The organism is Streptomyces sp. NPDC046716 (genome assembly GCF_040645755.1).
Lineage (GTDB): Bacteria > Actinomycetota > Actinomycetes > Streptomycetales > Streptomycetaceae > Streptomyces.
The window spans coordinates 61,887-79,256 of sequence record NZ_JBEYYU010000042.1 but is presented as its reverse complement, the minus strand read 5'-3'; the positions used below and the strand labels follow the sequence as shown (position 1 = coordinate 79,256).

Below are 17,370 nucleotides of genomic sequence, written 5' to 3'. Positions count from 1 at the left end.
GCAGATGCTCTCCATCGCCGTCGTCCTCGCCTCCCTGTACCCGGCGCTGCCGGTGATCCTGGGGCTGACCCTGCTGCACGAGCGAGTCGATCGGCCCCTGAGGGGCGCGGGGAACTGCGCGAGAAGAGGCCACCGGCCGTCAGCCGGCGACGCTCCTCAGAGACGGCTGGCGTTGCGTTCGTAGACCAGGCGCAGGCCGATCAGGGTCAGCCACGGCTCGTGCTCGTCGATGACCGAGGCCTCGCCGAGGATGATCGGCGCGAGCCCGCCCGTGGCGATGACGGTGACGTCGTCCGGGTCGTCGGCCAGTTCCTTGGCCATCCGGGTCACGACCCCGTCGACCTGCCCCGCGAACCCGTAGACGATGCCCGACTGCATCGCCTCGACGGTGTTCTTGCCGATGACGCTGCGCGGCCGGGCCAGCTCGATCTTGCGGAGCTGTGCGCCTCGTACGCCCAGGGCCTCCACCGAGATCTCGATGCCGGGGGCGATCACGCCCCCGGTGTACTCCCCGCGCGCGGACACCGCGTCGAACGTCGTCGCCGTACCGAAGTCGACGACGATCGCCGGACCGCCGTACAGCTCGACGGCCGCGACCGCGTTGATGATGCGGTCGGCTCCGACCTCCTTGGGGTTGTCCATGAGGATCGGGACGCCGGTCTTGATGCCGGGTTCGACCAGGACGGCGGGGACGTCGCCGTAGTAGCGGCGGGTGACCTCGCGCAGTTCGTGCAGGACCGAGGGGACGGTCGAGCAGATGGCGATGCCGTCGATGCCGTCGCCGAGTTCGTCGCCGAGCAGCGGGTGCATGCCCATCAGGCCCTGGAGCAGGACGGCGAGTTCGTCGGCGGTGCGGCGGGCGTCGGTGGAGATGCGCCAGTGCTCGACGATCTCCTCGCCGTCGAACAGGCCGAGCACGGTGTGGGTGTTGCCCACGTCGATCGTGAGCAGCATCAGACGGCCGCTTCCCGCAGGTCGAGACCGATGTCGAGGATCGGCGAGGAGTGGGTGAGCGCGCCGACGGCGAGGTAGTCGACGCCGGTACGCGCGTACGCGCCCGCGTTGTCGAGGGTCAGGCGGCCGGACGACTCCAGGAGCGCGCGGCCGTTCGTGAGGGCCACCGCCTCCTCCGTCTCGGACGGCGTGAAGTTGTCCAGGAGGATCAGGTCGGCGCCGGCATCGAGGACCTCGCGCAGCTGGTGCAGGGTGTCGACCTCGACCTCGATCGGCAGGCCGGGGAAGCGGTCGCGTACCGCCTGGAAGGCCGCTGCCACACCGCCCGCCGCGACGACGTGGTTGTCCTTGACCAGGGCGGCGTCGGACAGCGACATGCGGTGGTTGACGCCGCCGCCCGCGCGGACCGCGTACTTCTCCAGGGAGCGCAGGCCGGGGGTGGTCTTGCGGGTGTCGCGGACCTTCGCCTTCGTACCGTCCAGGGCGTCCGCCCACGCGCGCGTGGCGGTGGCGATGCCGGAAAGGCGGCACAGGAGGTTGAGCGCGCTGCGCTCGGCGGTGAGCAGGTCGCGGGTGCGGGTGGTGACGGAGAGGAGCTTCTGTCCGGCCTCCACCCGGTCGCCGTCCTCGGCGTGCCGCTCGACCTCGAACTCGTCGGTGGCCACTACGGAGATGATCGCCTCGGCGACGCGCAGGCCCGCGACGACACCGGCCTCGCGGGCGGTGAAGTCGGCCGTGGCGACGGCGTCCTCGGGGATCGTGGCGACCGTGGTGACGTCCACGCCGCCGTCGAGGTCCTCGGCGATCGCCATGTGGGCGATGTCCTCGATCTCGACCGGGTGCAGGCCCGCGTCCAGGAGCAGCTGGGCAAGGGACGGGTCGAGGCCGCACTCCATGACGTCGGCGGCGTCGGTGTCGGCGTTCGCACAGCCGCAGTTGTCTCCGCAGCCGCCGGTGTCGGCGTCTGCCAGGGGGAGGTCGGGGGTGGCGCTCACGTCGGTCACTGCTCCTGAGGGTTCTCTGCGGGGTTCTCTGCAGGGTTCTCTGCCGTTGCCGGGAAGTCTGCTGTTTGTGTGGTGCGGGTGGCCAGAGTTCGGTCGGGATTCAGACGTACGACGATGTGGCGGCGCCAGTTCGCGTCGTCGCGGTCCGCGTGGTCCTCGCGCCAGTGGCAGCCGCGGGTCTCCTCGCGGCGGCGGGCGGCGGCGACCAGGACGCGGGCCACGCACAGCAGGTTGGTGGCCTCCCAGGTGTCGACGCCGGGGACGGCCGTCTTGCCGTGCTCGGCGAGGGCGCCCGCGGCGTCGGCGTGGATGCGGCCGAGCCGGGCGGCGGCCTCGGCGAGGGAGTCGGCGGAGCGCAGCACGCCCGCGCCCTCGGTCATCACGCGCTGGATGGCGAAGCGGGCCTCGGCGGGCAGGAGGGGGTGGGTCGGAATCTCCGGGTGGGGCACCGGTGCGGGCACGCGCGCGTGGAGGTGGTTCTCCGCGTGCTCCTTCTTGATGTCGTCCGCGATGCGCTCGGCGTAGACGAGACCTTCGAGGAGCGAGTTGGAGGCCAGCCGGTTCGCGCCGTGGACGCCGGTGCAGGCCACCTCGCCGCACGCGTACAGGCCGGGGACGGTGGTGCGCCCGTACAGGTCGGTGCGGACGCCGCCGGAGGCGTAGTGCGCGGCCGGGGCGATCGGGATCGGCTCGGTGACCGGGTCCATGCCGTGGGCGCGGCAGGCGGCCAGGATCGTGGGGAACCGCTTCTCCCACATCTCGCGGCCGAAGTGCCTCGCGTCGAGGTACATGTGCTCGGCGCCGTGCTCCTGCATGCGGCGCGTGATGCCCTTGGCGACGATGTCGCGGGGCGCCAGCTCGGCCAGTTCGTGCTGGCCCACCATGAAGCGCACGCCGTCGGCGTCGACCAGGTGGGCGCCCTCGCCGCGCACCGCTTCGGAGACGAGCGGCTGCTGGCCCTCCGCGTCCGCGCCGAGGAAGAGCACGGTCGGGTGGAACTGGACGAATTCGAGGTCGCTGACCTCGGCGCCGGCCCGCAGCGCGAGGGCGACGCCGTCGCCGGTCGACACGTGCGGGTTGGTGGTCGCGGAGAAGACCTGGCCCATGCCGCCGGTCGCGAGGACGACGGCGGGCGCGAGGACGGCTCCCACGCCGTCGTGCTGGCCCTCGCCCATGACGTGCAGGGAGACACCGGCCGTGCGGCCCTCGGCGTCCGTCAGCAGGTCGAGCACCAGCGCGTTCTCCACCGTGGGCAGCCCGCGCGCGCGTACGGCCTCGACCAGGGCCCGGGAGATCTCGGCGCCCGAGGCGTCGCCGCCCGCGTGCGCGATGCGGCGGCGGTGGTGGCCGCCCTCGCGGGTCAGGTCGAGGGAGCCGTCCTCCGCCTCGTCGAAGTGGGCGCCGGTCGCGATGAGGCGGCGTACGGCGTCGGGGCCCTCGGTGACCAGGGTGCGCACGGCGTTCTCGTCGCACAGGCCCGCGCCCGCGACGAGGGTGTCGTCGAGGTGCTGCTCGGGGGTGTCGCCCTCGCCGAGCGCGGCCGCGATGCCGCCCTGCGCCCAGCGGGTGGAGCCGTCGTCCAGGCGGGCCTTGGTGACGACGACGGTGCGCAGGCCCGCGGCCTCGCAGCGCAGTGCGGCGGTCAGGCCCGCGACGCCGGAGCCGACGACGACCACGTCGGCGTCGAGGTTCCAGCCGGGGGCGGGGGCGTGGAGTGCTATGCCTGTGCTCGTCACAGGTGACCTCCGAAGGTCAGCGGCAGGTTGTCGATCAGCCGGGTCGTGCCCACGCGGGCGGCGACCGCGAGCACGGCCTCGCCCTCGAAGCCGTCCCGTACATCGGTGAAGTCGGCCGGGTCGACCAGCGCCAGATAGTCCAGCTCGACCGGCGGGGCGAGGCGGGCGGCCTCGTCCAGGACCTGGCGGGCGGCGGCCAGCACGGCGGCGGGGCCGCCCGGGGAGGCCACCGCGTGGGCGTCGGCGGCGGCGCGGGCCTCGCCGAGCGCGCCGAGCGCCCGGGCACGCGCGCGCGAGGTGGGACTCTCGGCGCCGCGCGCACGCAGGGCCTCCTGGGCGGCGTGCCGGTCGCGGCCCGCGAACAGGGCGCGGGAGAGCGCCAGCGCGGTGCGGCGCTCGTCCGGCGACAGATAGCGGTTGCGCGAGGAGAGGGCCAGGCCGTCGCTCTCGCGGGCCGTGGGCACCGCGTCGATCTCGACGTCGAAGTTCAGGTCGCGGACCATGCGGCGGACCAGCGCGAGCTGCTGGGCGTCCTTCTGGCCGAACAGGGCGACGTCCGCGCGCGTGAGGTGCAGCAGCTTGGCGACGACGGTGAGCATGCCGTCGAAGTGACCGGGGCGGGAGGCGCCTTCGAGTCGCTCGCCCATCGGTCCCGCCGTCATCCGCACCTGGGGCTGCCCGCCGGGGTAGACCTCGTCGACGGACGGCGCGAACACGAGGTCGGCGCCCGCCTGTCCGGCGATCTTCACATCGGCTTCGAGGGTGCGCGGGTAGCGGTCGAGGTCCTCGCCCGCGCCGAACTGCAGCGGGTTCACGAAGACCGTGACGACCACCTCGCCGTCGGCGCCCGCACGCTCGCGGGCGGTGCGGACGAGGGTGGCGTGGCCGTCGTGCAGGGCGCCCATGGTCATGACGACGACGCGGCGCCCGGTACGCGTGCGTGCGCGCAGCTCCTCGCCGGTGTGGACGATCCTGGCGCTCATCGGGTCTCCTCCGCGCCCGTGGCGAGCACGTCGAGCAGGTCCTCGGCCAGCTCCGGCTTCAGCAGGCCGTGCGCGAGGGCGCGGTCGGCGGTGGCGCGGGCCATCGCGAGGTAGCCGGCGACGGTCTGCGGGGCGTGCGCGCGCAACTCCGCGACGTGGGCGGCGACGGTGCCCGCGTCGCCGCGCGCGACCGGTCCGGTGAGCGCGGCGTCGCCGGAGCGCAGGGCGTTGTCCAGGGCCGCGCCGAGCAGCGGGCCGAGCATCCGGTCGGGGGCGGTGACGCCCGCGTCCCGGAGCAGGTCCATGGCCTGGGCGACCAGGGTGACCAGGTGGTTCGCGCCCAGAGCGAGGGCCGCGTGGTAGAGCGGCCGCATCTCCTCGGCGATCCACTCGGGCTCGCCGCCCATCTCGATGACCAGGGCCTCGGCGGCCAGCCGCAGCTCCTCGGGGGCGGTCACGCCGAACGAGCAGCCGGCCAGGCGCTGGACGTCGACGGCGGTGCCGGTGAACGTCATCGCGGGGTGCAGCGCGAGCGGCAGGGCGCCCGCGCGCAAGGCCGGGTCGAGGACCTTCGCGCCGAACCGGCCCGAGGTGTGCACGAGGAGCTGTCCCGGCCGGATCGAGCCGGTCTCCACGAAGCCTTCGACGAGTCCGGGCAGGATGTCGTCGGGCACGGTCAGCAGCACCAGGTCGGCCCGCGCCAGGACCTCGGCGGGCGGCACGAGGGGGACGTCGGGGAGCAGCGTGGCGGCCCGTCGCACGGAGGCGTCGGAGACTCCGGAGACGGCGACCGGACGGTGTCCGGCCAGCTGCAGGGACGCGGCGAGCGCGGGTCCCACGCGGCCCGCGCCGACGACTCCCACCGTGAGGCGGGCGGGCCGGTCCTTGGGATCGGTGGGTTCGGATCGGGGTGACTGTGGGGCTGAGGTCACGGGGCGACGGCCTTCCGTTCCAGTCCGCTCGGGGTACCGGACGATTTCTCGTCATGTTAACGCTATCTGGCCGGGCGGGCCTCGGTCGTCCACAGGCTGTGGGGAAGCGCACGCGTACGCGTGTGCGACATGATGCGGCGCATGAACGTCCCTGAAGAGAAGCAACAGACAGCACGGCGCATCGCCGCCTTCCGGGGCGCGGAGCGCGTCCTGGCCCGCGGCCCGCAGACCGCCACCATGGCCGAGCGCTGGGCGGGCCTGACCGACGCGGCGGGCTCGGTGACCGACCTGTCGGGCGACGTCGACCTCTACGGGGACGGGGTCGTCGCCGACCTGGAGGCGAAGGTCGCCGGGCTGCTCGGCAAGGAGGCCGCCGCGTTCTTCCCCACCGGCACCATGGCGCAGCAGGTCGCTTTGCGCTGCTGGGCGGGCCGCACCGGCAACTCCACGGTGGCCCTGCACCCGCTGGCCCACCCGGAGGTCCACGAGCGGGAGGCGCTGACCACGGTGGCGGGCCTGCGCACGGTGCACCCGACGACCGCCGCGCGGCAGATCACGGCGGACGAGGTGCACGGCATGGACGAGCCGTTCGGCACGCTGATGCTGGAACTGCCGCTCAGGGACGCCGGTTACGTGCTGCCCACGTGGGAGGAGCTGGAGGAGGTCTGCGCGGAGGCACGCGCGCGGGACGCCGTGGTGCACTTCGACGGGGCCCGGCTGTGGGAGTGCACGACGCACTTCGGGCGCCCGCTGGAGGAGATCGCCGACCTCGCGGACAGCGTGTACGTGTCGTTCTACAAGTCGCTCGGCGGCCTCAGCGGGGCGGCGCTCGCGGGCCCGCAGTCGTTCGTCGACGAGGCCAGGGCCTGGCGCCACCGCTACGGCGGCCAGGTCTTCCACCAGTTCCCGCAGGCGATCGCGGCGCTGGTCGGCCTGGAGCGGGAGCTGCCGCGGCTGCCGGATTACGTGGCGCACGCGCGCGTGGTGGCGCGGGCGCTGCGGGAGGGCTTCGCCGAGGCGGGCCCCGCGTGGGCCCGGGTGCACCCCGAGGAGCCGCACACCCACGCGTTCCGGGTGCTGCTGCCCTACGACACCGACGTCCTCACCGAGGCGGCGGTGACGCAGGCGGAGGAGACGAAGACGATGCTGTTCGGGCGCTGGTGGCCGGTGAGCGGCGCGCCGGGGCTCTCCGTCACCGAGGTGACGGTCGCCGCGCCGGGCCTGGAGTGGAGCGCCGACGACGTCCGCGCGGCCGTCGCGGACTTCGTGCGCCGCCTGCCCTGAGCGGGCCTCAGCACCCGGCGGCGTGACGGCGGTGGCCCCGGTGCCCGGACAGGCGCCGGGCCAGCGCGGCGCGGATCCGGCCGCGCGCCGGGCGCTCCGCCAGGACCGCCCGGAAGCGGCGGTAGTCGCGCAGCTCGCGCACCGCGGCCACTTCGTCGAGGTACGGGGCCGGCGGGGCTGTCTCGCCGCGCTGCGCGGCCCGGTAGAGGTCCATCGCGTACTGCTGGGTGACGGTCATGACGACCACCTCGCTCATCATCTCGATTGTCACGCCGCGCCCCGAAAGTTGCCTTTTGTCAGGCTTGGGGGCCGATGACCACGAGACTGCGCCGTCCGCCGCGGCCCGGTCACGTCGATTGACGAGAGCCGTCAATCGGCGCCCCGGCTGTCGGTGGCGGCGTGCACCATGGGGTCATGAGCGTGCGCATCGACATCACCGGCCTGACGGCCGAGCGGATCCACATCGTGCCCTCACCCCTGGCCGAGCTGGGCATGGCGCTGCACGCGCTGGCGGAGCCCGCGCACCACCCGGGGCTGCAGGGGTGGACGACGAGCGTGTCCGCACGCCTCGACCCGTGCCTCGCGGACCGGATGTGCGAGGCGGACTTCCTGTGGCGCACGACGTTCTCGGACGTCTTCACCCCGTCCGCCGGGATCCCGGGCCGGCGGACCCTGCCCGGCGCCACGCTCGCCGAGGAGCTGGACCTGCTCGACAAGCTCTCCGACGAGCAGTTCGTGGACGCCGCCCTGGAGTTCACCTGCCAGTCGGAGTACGCGAAGCGGGCGGTGAGCCGGCTCGACGATCCGGGCGCCCGCGAGCGCGCGCTCGATCTGGCGGCGGCCCGCGGCACCCATCAAGTGCGCTTCACCCGGCGGCTGCTGGACGACCCGCCCGCCATCAGGGCCTGGTTCCGCGAGCTCATGCAGGACTGCGACGAGGCGTTCTTCTCCGACGTGTGGGGGCGTGTCCAGCACCAGCTGGCGGCCGACGCACGGCACAAGACGGAGCTGCTGCGCCGCAAGGGCGTCGCGGACGCGCTCTCCGCGGTCTCCGGATCGGTCTCGCTGGACGGGACGGGCCGCGCCGTCGTCGTCGACAAGATCTCCGTGGGGCACACGGAGACGGGCACCGGCGACCTGATCCTGACCCCGACCAGCCTCGGCTGGCCGCACCTGTGGGTGCTGCACCGCGAGGGCTGGGCACCGATGATCACGTACCCGATCTCCTCGCCCGGCCTCACCGCGCCGACCTCGGTGGAGCAGCTGACCCTGCGCATGTCGGCCCTCGCCCACCCGGTGCGCATGCGCCTGTGCCGCCACCTGGCCCGCGGCTCGTACACGACGGGCGAGCTGGCCGACGCGCACGGCATGACCGCGCCGGAGATCTCCCGGCACCTGTCGGTGCTGAAGAAGGCGGGCCTGATCACGACACGCCGCCAGGGCCGTTACGTGCAGCACCAGTTGGACCTCGGCGCGGTGTCGCGGCTGGGCGGCGACTTCATCGAGGGAGTGCTGCGCTAGAGGCGGATGTGCCGCACCCCGGTCCAGGTTCTGCGGGCCCGCTCCGTGAGGGCGCCGTCCGTGTTCGGGCGCAGGGTCAGGCCGGACAGCACCGCGATCCGGTCGGCGACCTTCGGGACCGTCGTGTCGTCCGTCCACAGGTGCTCGGCGAACTCGGGCTTCTTGAGGCGGTCCAGACAGTCGTCGAGGCGGCTCACGGCCCAGCTCTCGCGGCGCAGGGCCGCCCCTTCGCCGACGAGCCGGCTCAGGGTGTGCCCGATGACCCGCTCGCGCAGCCGGCGCAGCACCGTCTCACGGGCGGCGAGCAGCGCGAAGTGCCGTACGTCGTGGCCCTGTTCGCGCAGCCGGCCGATGATCTCCTCGTGGTGACCGGGGTCGGTGAGCGTCATCGGCGCGATGACGTGCCCGTCGTGCCGGGTCAGGGCGAGGTCGAGCACTTCGTGCACCCCGTCCCGCCACGCCTTCAAGTCCCGGAAGTCTTCGCGCAGTTCGGGAGGCAGGGTGCGGTGCAGCCCGAAGCCGATGTGCTCCGGGTCGCAGATGACGCTGCCGGGCAGACGCCGCGCGAGTTCGTGCGCGGTGTGCGTCTTGCCGCCTCCGAAGGGGCCGTTGATCCAGAGGAGCATGCGCAGACTGTAGGCGGTCGGGCTCAGCCCTGTCCCCCGGCCCGGACAAGTCCGGTCTCGTAGGCGAGGACGACGACCTGGACCCGGTCGCGCAGGCCCAGCTTGGTGAGGATGCGGCCGACGTGGGTCTTCACGGTGGCCTCGGACAGCACCAGGTGGGCCGCGATCTCGCCGTTCGACAGGCCCTGGGCGACCAGGATCATGACCTCGCGCTCGCGCTCGGTGAGCCGGTCCAGCTGCTGGGCCTGCGGTTCCTTGACGCTGCTGGGCAGCATCGGCGCGAACCGGTCGAGCAGCCTGCGGGTGGTGGACGGGGCGACCACCGCGTCGCCGCTGTGCACGGAACGGATGGCGGTCAGCAGCTCGCCGGGCGGCACGTCCTTGAGCATGAAGCCGGAGGCGCCCGCCTTGAGCCCGGAGAACGCGTACTCGTCCAGGTCGAAGGTGGTCAGGATGAGGACCTTGGGCGGGTTGGGGTCCTGGCAGATCCGCCGGGTCGTCTCGACGCCGTCGAGCTTCGGCATGCGGACGTCCATGAGGACCACGTCCACGGCGGTGGCGCGCAGTACTTCCAGTGCCTCGACGCCGTCGCCCGCCTCGGCCACGACCTCCATGTCCGGCTGCGCGGCGAGCACCATCCGGAAACCGGTGCGCAGCAGCACCTGGTCGTCGACGAGCATGACCTTGATCGACATCGATCCCGTTCCTTCGCTGGCCTTTGGCTGGTACGTGTCAATGAGCGGGCTTGAGCGGCAGCAGGACGCTGATGCGGAAGCCCCCGCCGGGGCGCGGGCCCGCGTCCAGCGTGCCGCCGACCATACCCACGCGCTCCCGCATCCCGATGAGCCCGTGGCCCCGGCCGTCGGCGCCACCGTCCTCGTACAGCTCGTGCGGGGCACCCTTGCCGTCGTCCTCGACGAGCAGGCCCAGCCCGTCGTCGAAGTAGACGAGGCGCACACTCGCCCCCGCGTTCGGACCGCCGTGCTTGCGTGTGTTGGTGAGGGCTTCCTGGACGATGCGGTACGCGGTCAGCTCCACGCCGCTGGGCAGCGGGCGCGGGGTGCCCTCGACCTTGAAGTCGACGGGCAGGCCCGCCGTGCGCACCTGGGTGACCAGGTCCTCGATCTGCTCGACGTCGGGCTGCGGCACGTACTCCTCGCCCCGCTCGCGCTCGCCGGTGCGCAGCACACCGAGCAGCCGGCGCATCTCGGCGAGCGCCTGCCGGCCCGTCCCCGAGATCGTCTCCAGGGCCTTCTTCGCCTGGTCGGGCGCGGTGTCCAGGACGTACGCGGCACCGTCGGCCTGCACCACCATCACCGACACGTTGTGCGCGACGACGTCGTGCAACTCGCGCGCGATCCGTGCCCGTTCGGCCGCGACCGCGACCTTCGACTGGGCCGCGCGCTCCTTCTCCAGGCGCGCCGCGCGCTCCTCCAGCTCGGCCAGATAGGCGCGGCGGGTGCGCAGCGAGTCGCCGAGGACCCAGGCCAGGGCGAACGGCACCATCGTGAAGATGGTGACGGCGATCTGCCCGAGCGCGCTGGCGTTCTCCTCGGGCCAGCGCACCTGGGCGAGCGGCGCCGCGCACAGACCCGCGCCGAGGGCGAGCCGGGACGACCAGCGTGCCCCGTTCGCCGCGCAGGTGTAGACGATGACCAGCATCGCGAAGTCGCCGGGACTGGTCTCGGCGTTCAGGGCCAGCTGGATCACGCCGGTGACGATCGTGAGGATCAGCATCCGCTCCGGCATCCTGCGGCGCAGCGTGACGACGACGCTCAGCAGGACGGCGCAGACGATGCCCGCGGCCCGGCTGCCGCGCGACGGGCCTGCGGCACCGCTGGTGACGGTCACCACGGACATCCCGAACAGGATCACGGCCCAGAAGCCGTCGACCCAGGTCGGGTGTCTGCGGAGGAAGTCGTAGAGGCGCTGCACGTAACCCAGAGTAGGTACGCGTGCGGCCCTCGGGGGTCAACCGGAGGACCGATCCGCACCCGGCGCGCGTACTCCCCAAGGTGGAGGCGCACGCACCCGGCGCGCATAGCCTTCAGGGGTGGAGAACGTGTGCGGGGACGGACGAGAGGGCGTGGCGCGCGGCTGGCGCGAGGCCACCGAGCGGGCACTGTACGGGCCGGCCGGCTTCTACCGCCGCCCCGAGGGCCCCGCCGGTCATTTCCGCACGTCGGTGCATGCGTCCCCGCTGTTCGCCGGGGCCGTCGCCGAGCTCCTGTGCCGGGTGGACGCGGCGCTCGGTGCTCCGGACCGGCTGACGTTCGTGGACATGGCGGCGGGGCGCGGCGAGCTGGTGTCACGGGTTCTGGAGCTGCTGCCGCAGAGCGTGCACGCGCGCGTGCACGCCTGCGCGGTGGAGATCGCCGAGCGCCCCGCCGGTCTCGATCACCGGATCGAGTGGCGCTCCGAGCCGCCCGGCGGGATCACCGGGCTGCTGTTCGCGAACGAATGGCTCGACAACGTCCCGGTCGAGGTCGTCGAGGCGGACGCGGACGGCACCGCCCGGCTCGTCCTCGTACGGCAGGACGGCACGGAGTCCCTGTCCCCCGGACCGCTCGGCGACGCCGAGCGGTCCTGGCTCGACGCCTGGTGGCCGCTGCCGCCCGAGTCGGGGCTGCGCGCCGAGGTCGGGCTGGAGCGGGACACGGCGTGGGCGGCGGCCGTGGGCACGGTGGAGCGCGGTCTCGCGGTCGCCGTGGACTACGCCCACACGCGCGGGACGCGTCCGCCGTTCGGCACGCTGACGGGGTTCAAGGAGGGGCGGGAGGTGCCGCCCGTGCCCGACGGGTCCCGCGACATCACGGCCCATGTGGCGCTCGACGCCTGCGCGACCGGGCCGGGGGCCCGGCTGCTCCGCCAGCGCACCGCGCTGCGCGCGCTCGGCGTCGACGCCGCCCGCCCGCCGCTGTCGCTCGCGTCCCGGGACCCGGCCGGGTACGTACGGGCGCTCGCGCGCGCGGGTGAGGCGGCGGAGCTGACGGCCCGGGGCGGGCTCGGCGACTTCGGGTGGCTCGTCGAGCCGGTGGGGGTGGCCCCGGCCGGCCTACTTGTCGATGTCGCCGACGACGAAGAACAGTGACCCGAGGATCGCCACCATGTCGGCGACGAGCGTGCCCGGCAGCAGCTCGGTGAGGGCCTGGATGTTGTTGTAGGAAGCGGAGCGCAGCTTCAGGCGGTACGGCGTCTTCTCGCCCTTGGAGACGAGGTAGTAGCCGTTGATGCCGAGCGGGTTCTCCGTCCAGGCGTACGTGTGGCCCTCGGGCGCCTTGAGGACCTTCGGCAGGCGCTGGTTGACCGGGCCGGGCGGGAGGTCCGCGATGCGGTCGAGGCAGGCGTCGGCGAGGGCCAGCGCGTTGTGGGTCTGCTCCAGGAGGCACTCGAAGCGGGCCAGGCAGTCGCCCTCCTGCCGCGTGACGACCTTCAGGGTGTCCTGAAGCTCTCCGTAGGCGAGGTACGACTCGTCGCGGCGCAGGTCGAAGTCGACGCCGGAGGCGCGGGCGATCGGCCCCGAGACGCCGTAGGAGTGCGCGGCCTGCGCCGACAGGACGCCCACCCCGCGCGTGCGGCCCCGGAAGATCTCGTTGCCGAGGACGAGACGGTCGTAGACGTCCATCCGGGAACGGACGGACGCGACGGCGTCCCGCGCGCGCGTGGTCCAGCCGAGCGGCAGGTCCTCCTTCAGGCCGCCGACCCGGTTGAACATGTAGTGCATGCGCCCGCCGGAGATCTCCTCCATCACGGTCTGGAGTTCCTCGCGTTCGCGGAAGGCGTGGAAGACCGGAGTGATTCCGCCCAGTTCGAGTGGGTACGAACCCAGAAACATCAGATGGTTCAGCACACGGTTCAACTCGGCGAGCAGGGTCCGCAGCCAGACGGCGCGCTCGGGGACCTCCATGCCCAGCATCCGCTCGACGGCGAGCACGACACCCAGCTCGTTCGAGAACGCGGACAGCCAGTCGTGGCGGTTGGCGAGCATCACGATCTGCCGGTAGTCCCGCGCCTCGAACAGCTTCTCGGCACCGCGGTGCATGTAGCCGATCACCGGCTCCGCGTGCTGGATCCGCTCGCCGTCGAGCACGAGACGCAGGCGCAGCACACCATGGGTGGAGGGGTGCTGCGGACCGATGTTGAGCACCATGTCGGTGCTCTCCGCGGCACCACCGATGCCGACCGTGGCCTGAGTCGTGGGCGTCATGCGGACAGTCTCTCCTACGTAGGGTGAATTCATGGAGACAGGGGCGACGGGGTCGGTGGGGGCGATGGGGATCAGGAACCAAGAGGGCGGGACCGGGGAGACCGGCGAGGCCGGACCGGAGTGGACCGGGCTGCCGTCCGGCCTGCTGAAGCTGCGCCGTCTGCTGCTCGTGCTCTGGCTGGTGCCGATCACCGTCGCGGCCGCGGTGCTGCTCACGATCGTCGCGGGAGCGGCGTGGGCGGTGTTCGCGCTGCTGCCGCTCGCCGTGCTGGTGTGGGGCTGGCCGATGCTAGGCCGCAACTGGCGCTCGTGGCGGTACGCCGAGCGCGCCGACGACCTGCTGATCAGCCGCGGGGTGCTGTGGCGTGAGGAAACGATCGTGCCGTACGGGCGGATGCAGCTGGTCGAGGTGACCTCGGGCCCCCTGGAGCGGAAGTTCGGCCTGGCCAGCCTGCAACTGCACACCGCGGCCGCCGCCACCGACGCGACGATCCCCGGACTCGTCCCGGCCGAGGCGGAACGGCTGCGCGACCGCCTCACCGAGCTCGGCGAAGCCCGGTCGGCGGGCCTGTGACGGCCGCCCACGCCCCCGAGGACCTCGCGGGCCACAAGCCGCCCGCGAGCGTACGAGAGCGGCGCCTGCACCCCGTCACGCCGCTGCGCCGCGCCTGGGCGCCGATAGCGGTCCTGCTCGGCTGGGCCGTCCACGACATGGACCAGGCACAGCGCCAGCTCGCCCACCTCACCGCCGCGACCCTGGCGATCGGCCTGGGCGTCCTGGTGCCCGCGGCCGCCCTGTACGGATTCCTCACCTGGTGGTTCACGCACTTCGGGGTGACGGACACCGAGCTGCGCATCCGTACGGGCCTGCTGTTCCGCCGCACCGCCCACATCCGGCTCGACCGCCTCCAGGCCGTCGACGTCACCCAGCCGCTGCTCGCCCGGTTCGCGGGCGTGGCCAAGCTGAAGCTGGACGTCGTCGGCACCGACAAGAAGGACGAACTCGCCTACCTGGGAGAGAAGGAGGCCCGCGATCTGCGGGCGGAACTCCTCGCCCGCGCGGCCGGGTTCGCCCCGGAGTCGGCCCATGAGGTGGGCGAGGCACCCTCCCAGCAGATCCTGCGCACGCCGCCGCGCACCCTCGCCGTGGCGCTGCTGCTGACGGGCACCCCGTGGGTGATGCTCCTGGCGGCGGTCGCCGTGCCGACGTTCCTGTGGTTCGCCACCCACAACCTGTGGACAGTGATCGCGGTCGCCGTGCCGCTGGCCGGCGGGGCGTTCACCAACAGCGCGGGCCGGTTCATCAAGGAGTACGACTGGACGGTCGGTGAGTCCCCCGACGGACTGCGCATCGACCACGGACTGCTCGACCGGGTGCACGAGACGGTGCCGCCGGGCCGGGTGCAGACCGTGCGGATCGTGCAGCCGGTGCTGTGGCGACGGCGCGGCTGGGTCCGCGTCGAGCTGCATGTGGCGGGGTCGTCCAATTCGGTCCTGGTGCCCGTCGCCCCGCGCGAGCAGGCCGAGGACGTCGTCGCGCGCATCCTGCCGGGCGTCGCGGTGCCCAAGCCGGGCGACTTCACGGGCTCGCCGCGGCGCGGGCACTGGTGCGTGCCGGTGTGGTGGCGCGCGTACGGGGTGTCGGTCACGGAGACGGTGTTCGCCGCCCGGGAGGGGCTGCTCCAGCGGCGGATCTCGCTCGTCCCGCACGCCAAGGTGCAGAGCGTGCGCCTCACCCAGGGCCCCTGGGAGCGCTACTGGCGGGTCGCGGGACTGCACCTGGACACCGGGGCCGACAAGACGGTGACGGCGCGGCTGCGGGACGCCCAGGAGGCGGCGGAGCTGCTGCGCGCGCAGGCGGACCGGTCGCGGACAGGGCGCAAGGGGGCGCGGCCCGACCGCTGGATGAGCGAGACGCCCGCGCCGTAGCAGCGGACCGCGGGCGTACGCGAAGGGCGCCCTGCCACCGGCAGAGCGCCCTCACCACCACGGGACCGTGCACCTCACGCGCGCAGGGCCGACCTCAGCTCGCCCACGTCGATCTGCTCGGTCTCGTCATGGGCCGTCAGGTCGATGACTTCCTTCTCGGACGTGTCGTCCGTCCCGGGCTCGTCGTCCGCGCCGGGCTTGTCGTCCGTCCGGGCCTTCTGGGCCTTCTGGGCCTTCTGGTCCTTCTGGGCCTTCTCCTGCTCGGCGAGCGCCTCTTCCCCGACGACGTCCGCCAGGTCCTCGTCCGGCGCCACCACGGAGCCTGAGGCGGCCGCGGTGCCGAAGAAGTCGAAGCCGCCCACCAGGGACCTGCGTGCCGGTGCCGACGGAGGCACCACGGCCGCGGCGGCCGGCACCGTGAAATGGCCGGACGCCGCCCGGGGCTTCCCCCGGGAATCGGTCTCCTCCGCGACGGGGGCGGGGGACGCGGCGGGCCGGGCCAGCCGGTCGAGCGCCGCGTTCGCCCGCAGGTACAGCGACGGGGTGACCTGGATCGCGGCCGGGGCGACCGGCTCGGCGGACCGGGCCGGGGGCAGCGCCTTCGCGGGCGCCGACGCCTCGATGGCGAGCCGGCGCCGGCCCTCCAGGGCGCTGGCCCGCTCGGTCTCCGCATTGGCGTACCGGCGCAGCAGCGCCGCGTGCTCATTGCGCAGCGCCGCCAGCTCGGACCGCTTGGAGCGGAGCCTGCCCTCGAGGCGGGTGCGCAGCTCGCGCGACTCCTCGAGGTCTCCCTCCAGCTCCGCCACGGCCTCCTCGTGACGCCAGCGCTCGCTCGCGGCGCCCCGGGTCAGATCGGCGACCTGTTTGCCCGCCATCCGGTCCCAGCGGCGCATCACGACGGCGCCGACGACGGCCGCCGCGGCCGCGGCGGCCGTGATGCCGCGCAGCACGAGCGGATCGCCCGACAGCCAGGCGCCGCCCGCGCACACGAGAGGCGCACCGGCGATCACGGAAGGGGGCAACAGGCGGTGCAGGGGTGGGGAATGGCGGTGGCGTCCACGTGGCATGGCCAGAAACTTACCGCGCGTAGGCGAATCGCGAAGCCCCGCCCGGCAAAATCCGGGCGCAGGCGACGCAGAAACCACCGAACTCACGCCAGAAACGACTCACTTGCTCATCAAGATCATTTCTTGATGAGGCTCTTGGACTCCAGATACTCCTTCGCGACATCGGCTTCCTTCTGCCGCTCCGCGTCGACCTTCCGGTTCAACTCGACGAGGTCGTCGGTGGTGAGGGCCTTGGTCAGCTTGCCGAGAACATCGGCTATCGCCTGGTCGCCCGCGTCCTTGGCGTTCACGACCGGAACGATGTTGTCCGCATTCTGCAGCTTCTTGTCGTCCTCAAGGAGAACGAGCCCGAAGTTCTTCAGCGTCGCGTCGGTCGTGGTCGTCAGGACCAGCTGGTCCTGCCCGTTCTTCACCGCCTGCTTGGACTGGGTGGTGCCGACGCCCTTCGGGTCGATGCCCGTCACGTCGATTCCGTACGTCTTCTTCAGACCGGGTGCGCAGAACGGCCGGGTCTCGCATTCGTCACCGGCCGCGATCTTGACCTTCTCGCCGGACTTGCCGAGATCGGAAAGCGTCTTCAGGTTGTGCTTCTTCGCGTACGCCTCGGTCACCGCGAACGCGTTCTGGTCGACGGCCCCGCCGGCGTCCAGAACCTTCAGGCCCTCCGGCTCGGCGAGACCGCGCAGCGCGGTCATCGTCGCGTCGACATCACTGGACGCGACGGACTTCGCGTCCGAGCCGTTCTTCTTCAGGTTGAGGAATTCGGCGAGCGTCGCCGCGTATTCGGGCACCACGTCGATGGCGCCCTTCGCGAGCTGCGGTTCGTAGATCTCGCGGTTCTCCACCGTCTTGACCGACGCGTCGTACCCGGCGTCGTCCAATATCTGGCGGTACAGCTCGCCCATCACCTTGGCCTCGGTGAAACTGGCGGCGCCGATGACGATCTTGCCCTTCTTGCCGTCGCCCGCGCTCGCCGAACCGCCCTTGTCGCCCTCCAGGCTGTCACCGCCGCACGCGGTGAGACCCGCGGTCAGGGCTCCCGCCGCCACGACCGCCAGGGCCATGCGGCGCGTCCTGCCGTGCGTCCTGCTGTTCATCGCTCTCCTCGTTGCACTGGTAGCACTGGT

General features: G+C 72.8%; 17 protein-coding genes. 5 read left to right on the top strand and 12 right to left on the bottom strand.

Going from position 1 to position 17,370, the window contains the following annotated elements:
* Positions 1-156: 156 nt before the first annotated feature.
* The 5 genes from ABZ930_RS27985 to ABZ930_RS27965 are packed head-to-tail and all read right to left on the bottom strand — an operon-like array spanning position 157 to position 5,609.
* Positions 157-954 carry a type III pantothenate kinase gene (locus tag ABZ930_RS27985; RefSeq protein WP_361553337.1) on the bottom strand — a complete coding sequence of 266 codons (798 nt, stop codon included), beginning with the start codon at positions 952-954 and terminating at the stop codon, positions 157-159.
* Positions 954-1,958 (bottom strand): carboxylating nicotinate-nucleotide diphosphorylase, encoded by a 1,005-nt coding sequence (nadC, locus tag ABZ930_RS27980; RefSeq protein WP_361553334.1) that lies wholly within the window; start codon positions 1,956-1,958, stop codon positions 954-956. The genes ABZ930_RS27985 and nadC overlap by 1 nt, the downstream gene beginning before the upstream one ends.
* The gene (locus ABZ930_RS27975) at positions 1,955-3,694 is read right to left on the bottom strand and encodes an L-aspartate oxidase (protein ID WP_361553331.1); all 1,740 of its coding nucleotides are present in this window, start codon (positions 3,692-3,694) and stop codon (positions 1,955-1,957) included. The genes nadC and ABZ930_RS27975 overlap by 4 nt, the downstream gene beginning before the upstream one ends.
* Positions 3,691-4,677: a pantoate--beta-alanine ligase gene (gene panC / locus ABZ930_RS27970; protein ID WP_361553328.1), complete on the bottom strand. Its 987-nt coding sequence runs from the start codon at positions 4,675-4,677 to the stop codon at positions 3,691-3,693. The genes ABZ930_RS27975 and panC overlap by 4 nt, the downstream gene beginning before the upstream one ends.
* A complete protein-coding gene (locus ABZ930_RS27965) occupies positions 4,674-5,609 on the bottom strand; it encodes a DUF2520 domain-containing protein (RefSeq protein WP_361553325.1) in 936 nt (311 codons plus the stop codon). Before ABZ930_RS27965 ends, panC begins: the two co-directional genes overlap by 4 nt.
* Before the next feature lie 141 nt (positions 5,610-5,750).
* On the opposite strand from ABZ930_RS27965, the gene ABZ930_RS27960 reads away from it, so the two are divergent.
* The gene (locus ABZ930_RS27960) at positions 5,751-6,893 is read left to right on the top strand and encodes a beta-eliminating lyase-related protein (protein ID WP_361553322.1); all 1,143 of its coding nucleotides are present in this window, start codon (positions 5,751-5,753) and stop codon (positions 6,891-6,893) included.
* Positions 6,894-6,900: 7 nt separating this feature from the next.
* Here the strand turns inward: ABZ930_RS27960 and ABZ930_RS27955 are convergent, their stop codons facing one another.
* Complete coding sequence (locus ABZ930_RS27955) at positions 6,901-7,131, bottom strand: hypothetical protein (RefSeq protein WP_361553349.1); 231 nt, start codon at positions 7,129-7,131, stop codon at positions 6,901-6,903.
* 176 nt (positions 7,132-7,307) lie between these two features.
* Here ABZ930_RS27955 and ABZ930_RS27950 point away from each other — a divergent pair, with 176 nt between their 5' ends.
* Positions 7,308-8,414 (top strand): DUF5937 family protein, encoded by a 1,107-nt coding sequence (locus ABZ930_RS27950; RefSeq protein WP_361553319.1) that lies wholly within the window; start codon positions 7,308-7,310, stop codon positions 8,412-8,414.
* Here the strand turns inward: ABZ930_RS27950 and ABZ930_RS27945 are convergent.
* Genes ABZ930_RS27945 through ABZ930_RS27935 form a run of 3 tightly spaced genes read right to left on the bottom strand, consistent with a single transcriptional unit; the run spans position 8,411 to position 10,975 of the window.
* Complete coding sequence (locus ABZ930_RS27945; protein ID WP_361553316.1) at positions 8,411-9,040, bottom strand: AAA family ATPase; 630 nt, start codon at positions 9,038-9,040, stop codon at positions 8,411-8,413. The two genes, ABZ930_RS27950 and ABZ930_RS27945, sit on opposite strands and share 4 nt — an antisense overlap.
* A 23-nt stretch (positions 9,041-9,063) precedes the next feature.
* Positions 9,064-9,735: a response regulator transcription factor gene (locus ABZ930_RS27940; RefSeq protein ID WP_361553313.1), complete on the bottom strand. Its 672-nt coding sequence runs from the start codon at positions 9,733-9,735 to the stop codon at positions 9,064-9,066.
* A gap of 37 nt (positions 9,736-9,772) precedes the next feature.
* Entirely contained in the window at positions 9,773-10,975 is a 1,203-nt protein-coding gene (locus ABZ930_RS27935) for a sensor histidine kinase (protein ID WP_361553310.1), read from the bottom strand.
* Positions 10,976-11,093: 118 nt separating this feature from the next.
* Here ABZ930_RS27935 and ABZ930_RS27930 point away from each other — a divergent pair, with 118 nt between their 5' ends.
* Positions 11,094-12,131 carry an SAM-dependent methyltransferase gene (locus ABZ930_RS27930; RefSeq protein WP_361553307.1) on the top strand — a complete coding sequence of 346 codons (1,038 nt, stop codon included), beginning with the start codon at positions 11,094-11,096 and terminating at the stop codon, positions 12,129-12,131.
* Here ABZ930_RS27930 and ABZ930_RS27925 read toward each other — a convergent pair.
* Entirely contained in the window at positions 12,096-13,247 is a 1,152-nt protein-coding gene (locus ABZ930_RS27925; RefSeq protein ID WP_361553304.1) for an NADH-quinone oxidoreductase subunit D, read from the bottom strand. The two genes, ABZ930_RS27930 and ABZ930_RS27925, sit on opposite strands and share 36 nt — an antisense overlap.
* A 64-nt stretch (positions 13,248-13,311) precedes the next feature.
* Here ABZ930_RS27925 and ABZ930_RS27920 point away from each other — a divergent pair, with 64 nt between their 5' ends.
* Both ABZ930_RS27920 and ABZ930_RS27915 read left to right on the top strand, forming a co-directional pair.
* Positions 13,312-13,821, top strand: coding sequence for a PH domain-containing protein (locus ABZ930_RS27920; RefSeq protein ID WP_361553346.1), 510 nt, complete (start codon positions 13,312-13,314; stop codon positions 13,819-13,821).
* The gene (locus tag ABZ930_RS27915) at positions 13,818-15,176 is read left to right on the top strand and encodes a PH domain-containing protein (RefSeq protein ID WP_361553301.1); all 1,359 of its coding nucleotides are present in this window, start codon (positions 13,818-13,820) and stop codon (positions 15,174-15,176) included. The genes ABZ930_RS27920 and ABZ930_RS27915 overlap by 4 nt, the downstream gene beginning before the upstream one ends.
* A gap of 74 nt (positions 15,177-15,250) precedes the next feature.
* Here ABZ930_RS27915 and ABZ930_RS27910 read toward each other — a convergent pair whose 3' ends face one another.
* Positions 15,251-16,243, bottom strand: a complete 993-nt coding sequence (locus ABZ930_RS27910; RefSeq protein ID WP_361553298.1) for a hypothetical protein — start codon at positions 16,241-16,243, stop codon at positions 15,251-15,253.
* 116 nt (positions 16,244-16,359) lie between these two features.
* Positions 16,360-17,340 carry an ABC transporter substrate-binding protein gene (locus ABZ930_RS27905; RefSeq protein WP_361553295.1) on the bottom strand — a complete coding sequence of 327 codons (981 nt, stop codon included), beginning with the start codon at positions 17,338-17,340 and terminating at the stop codon, positions 16,360-16,362.
* Positions 17,341-17,370: the final 30 nt, after the last annotated feature.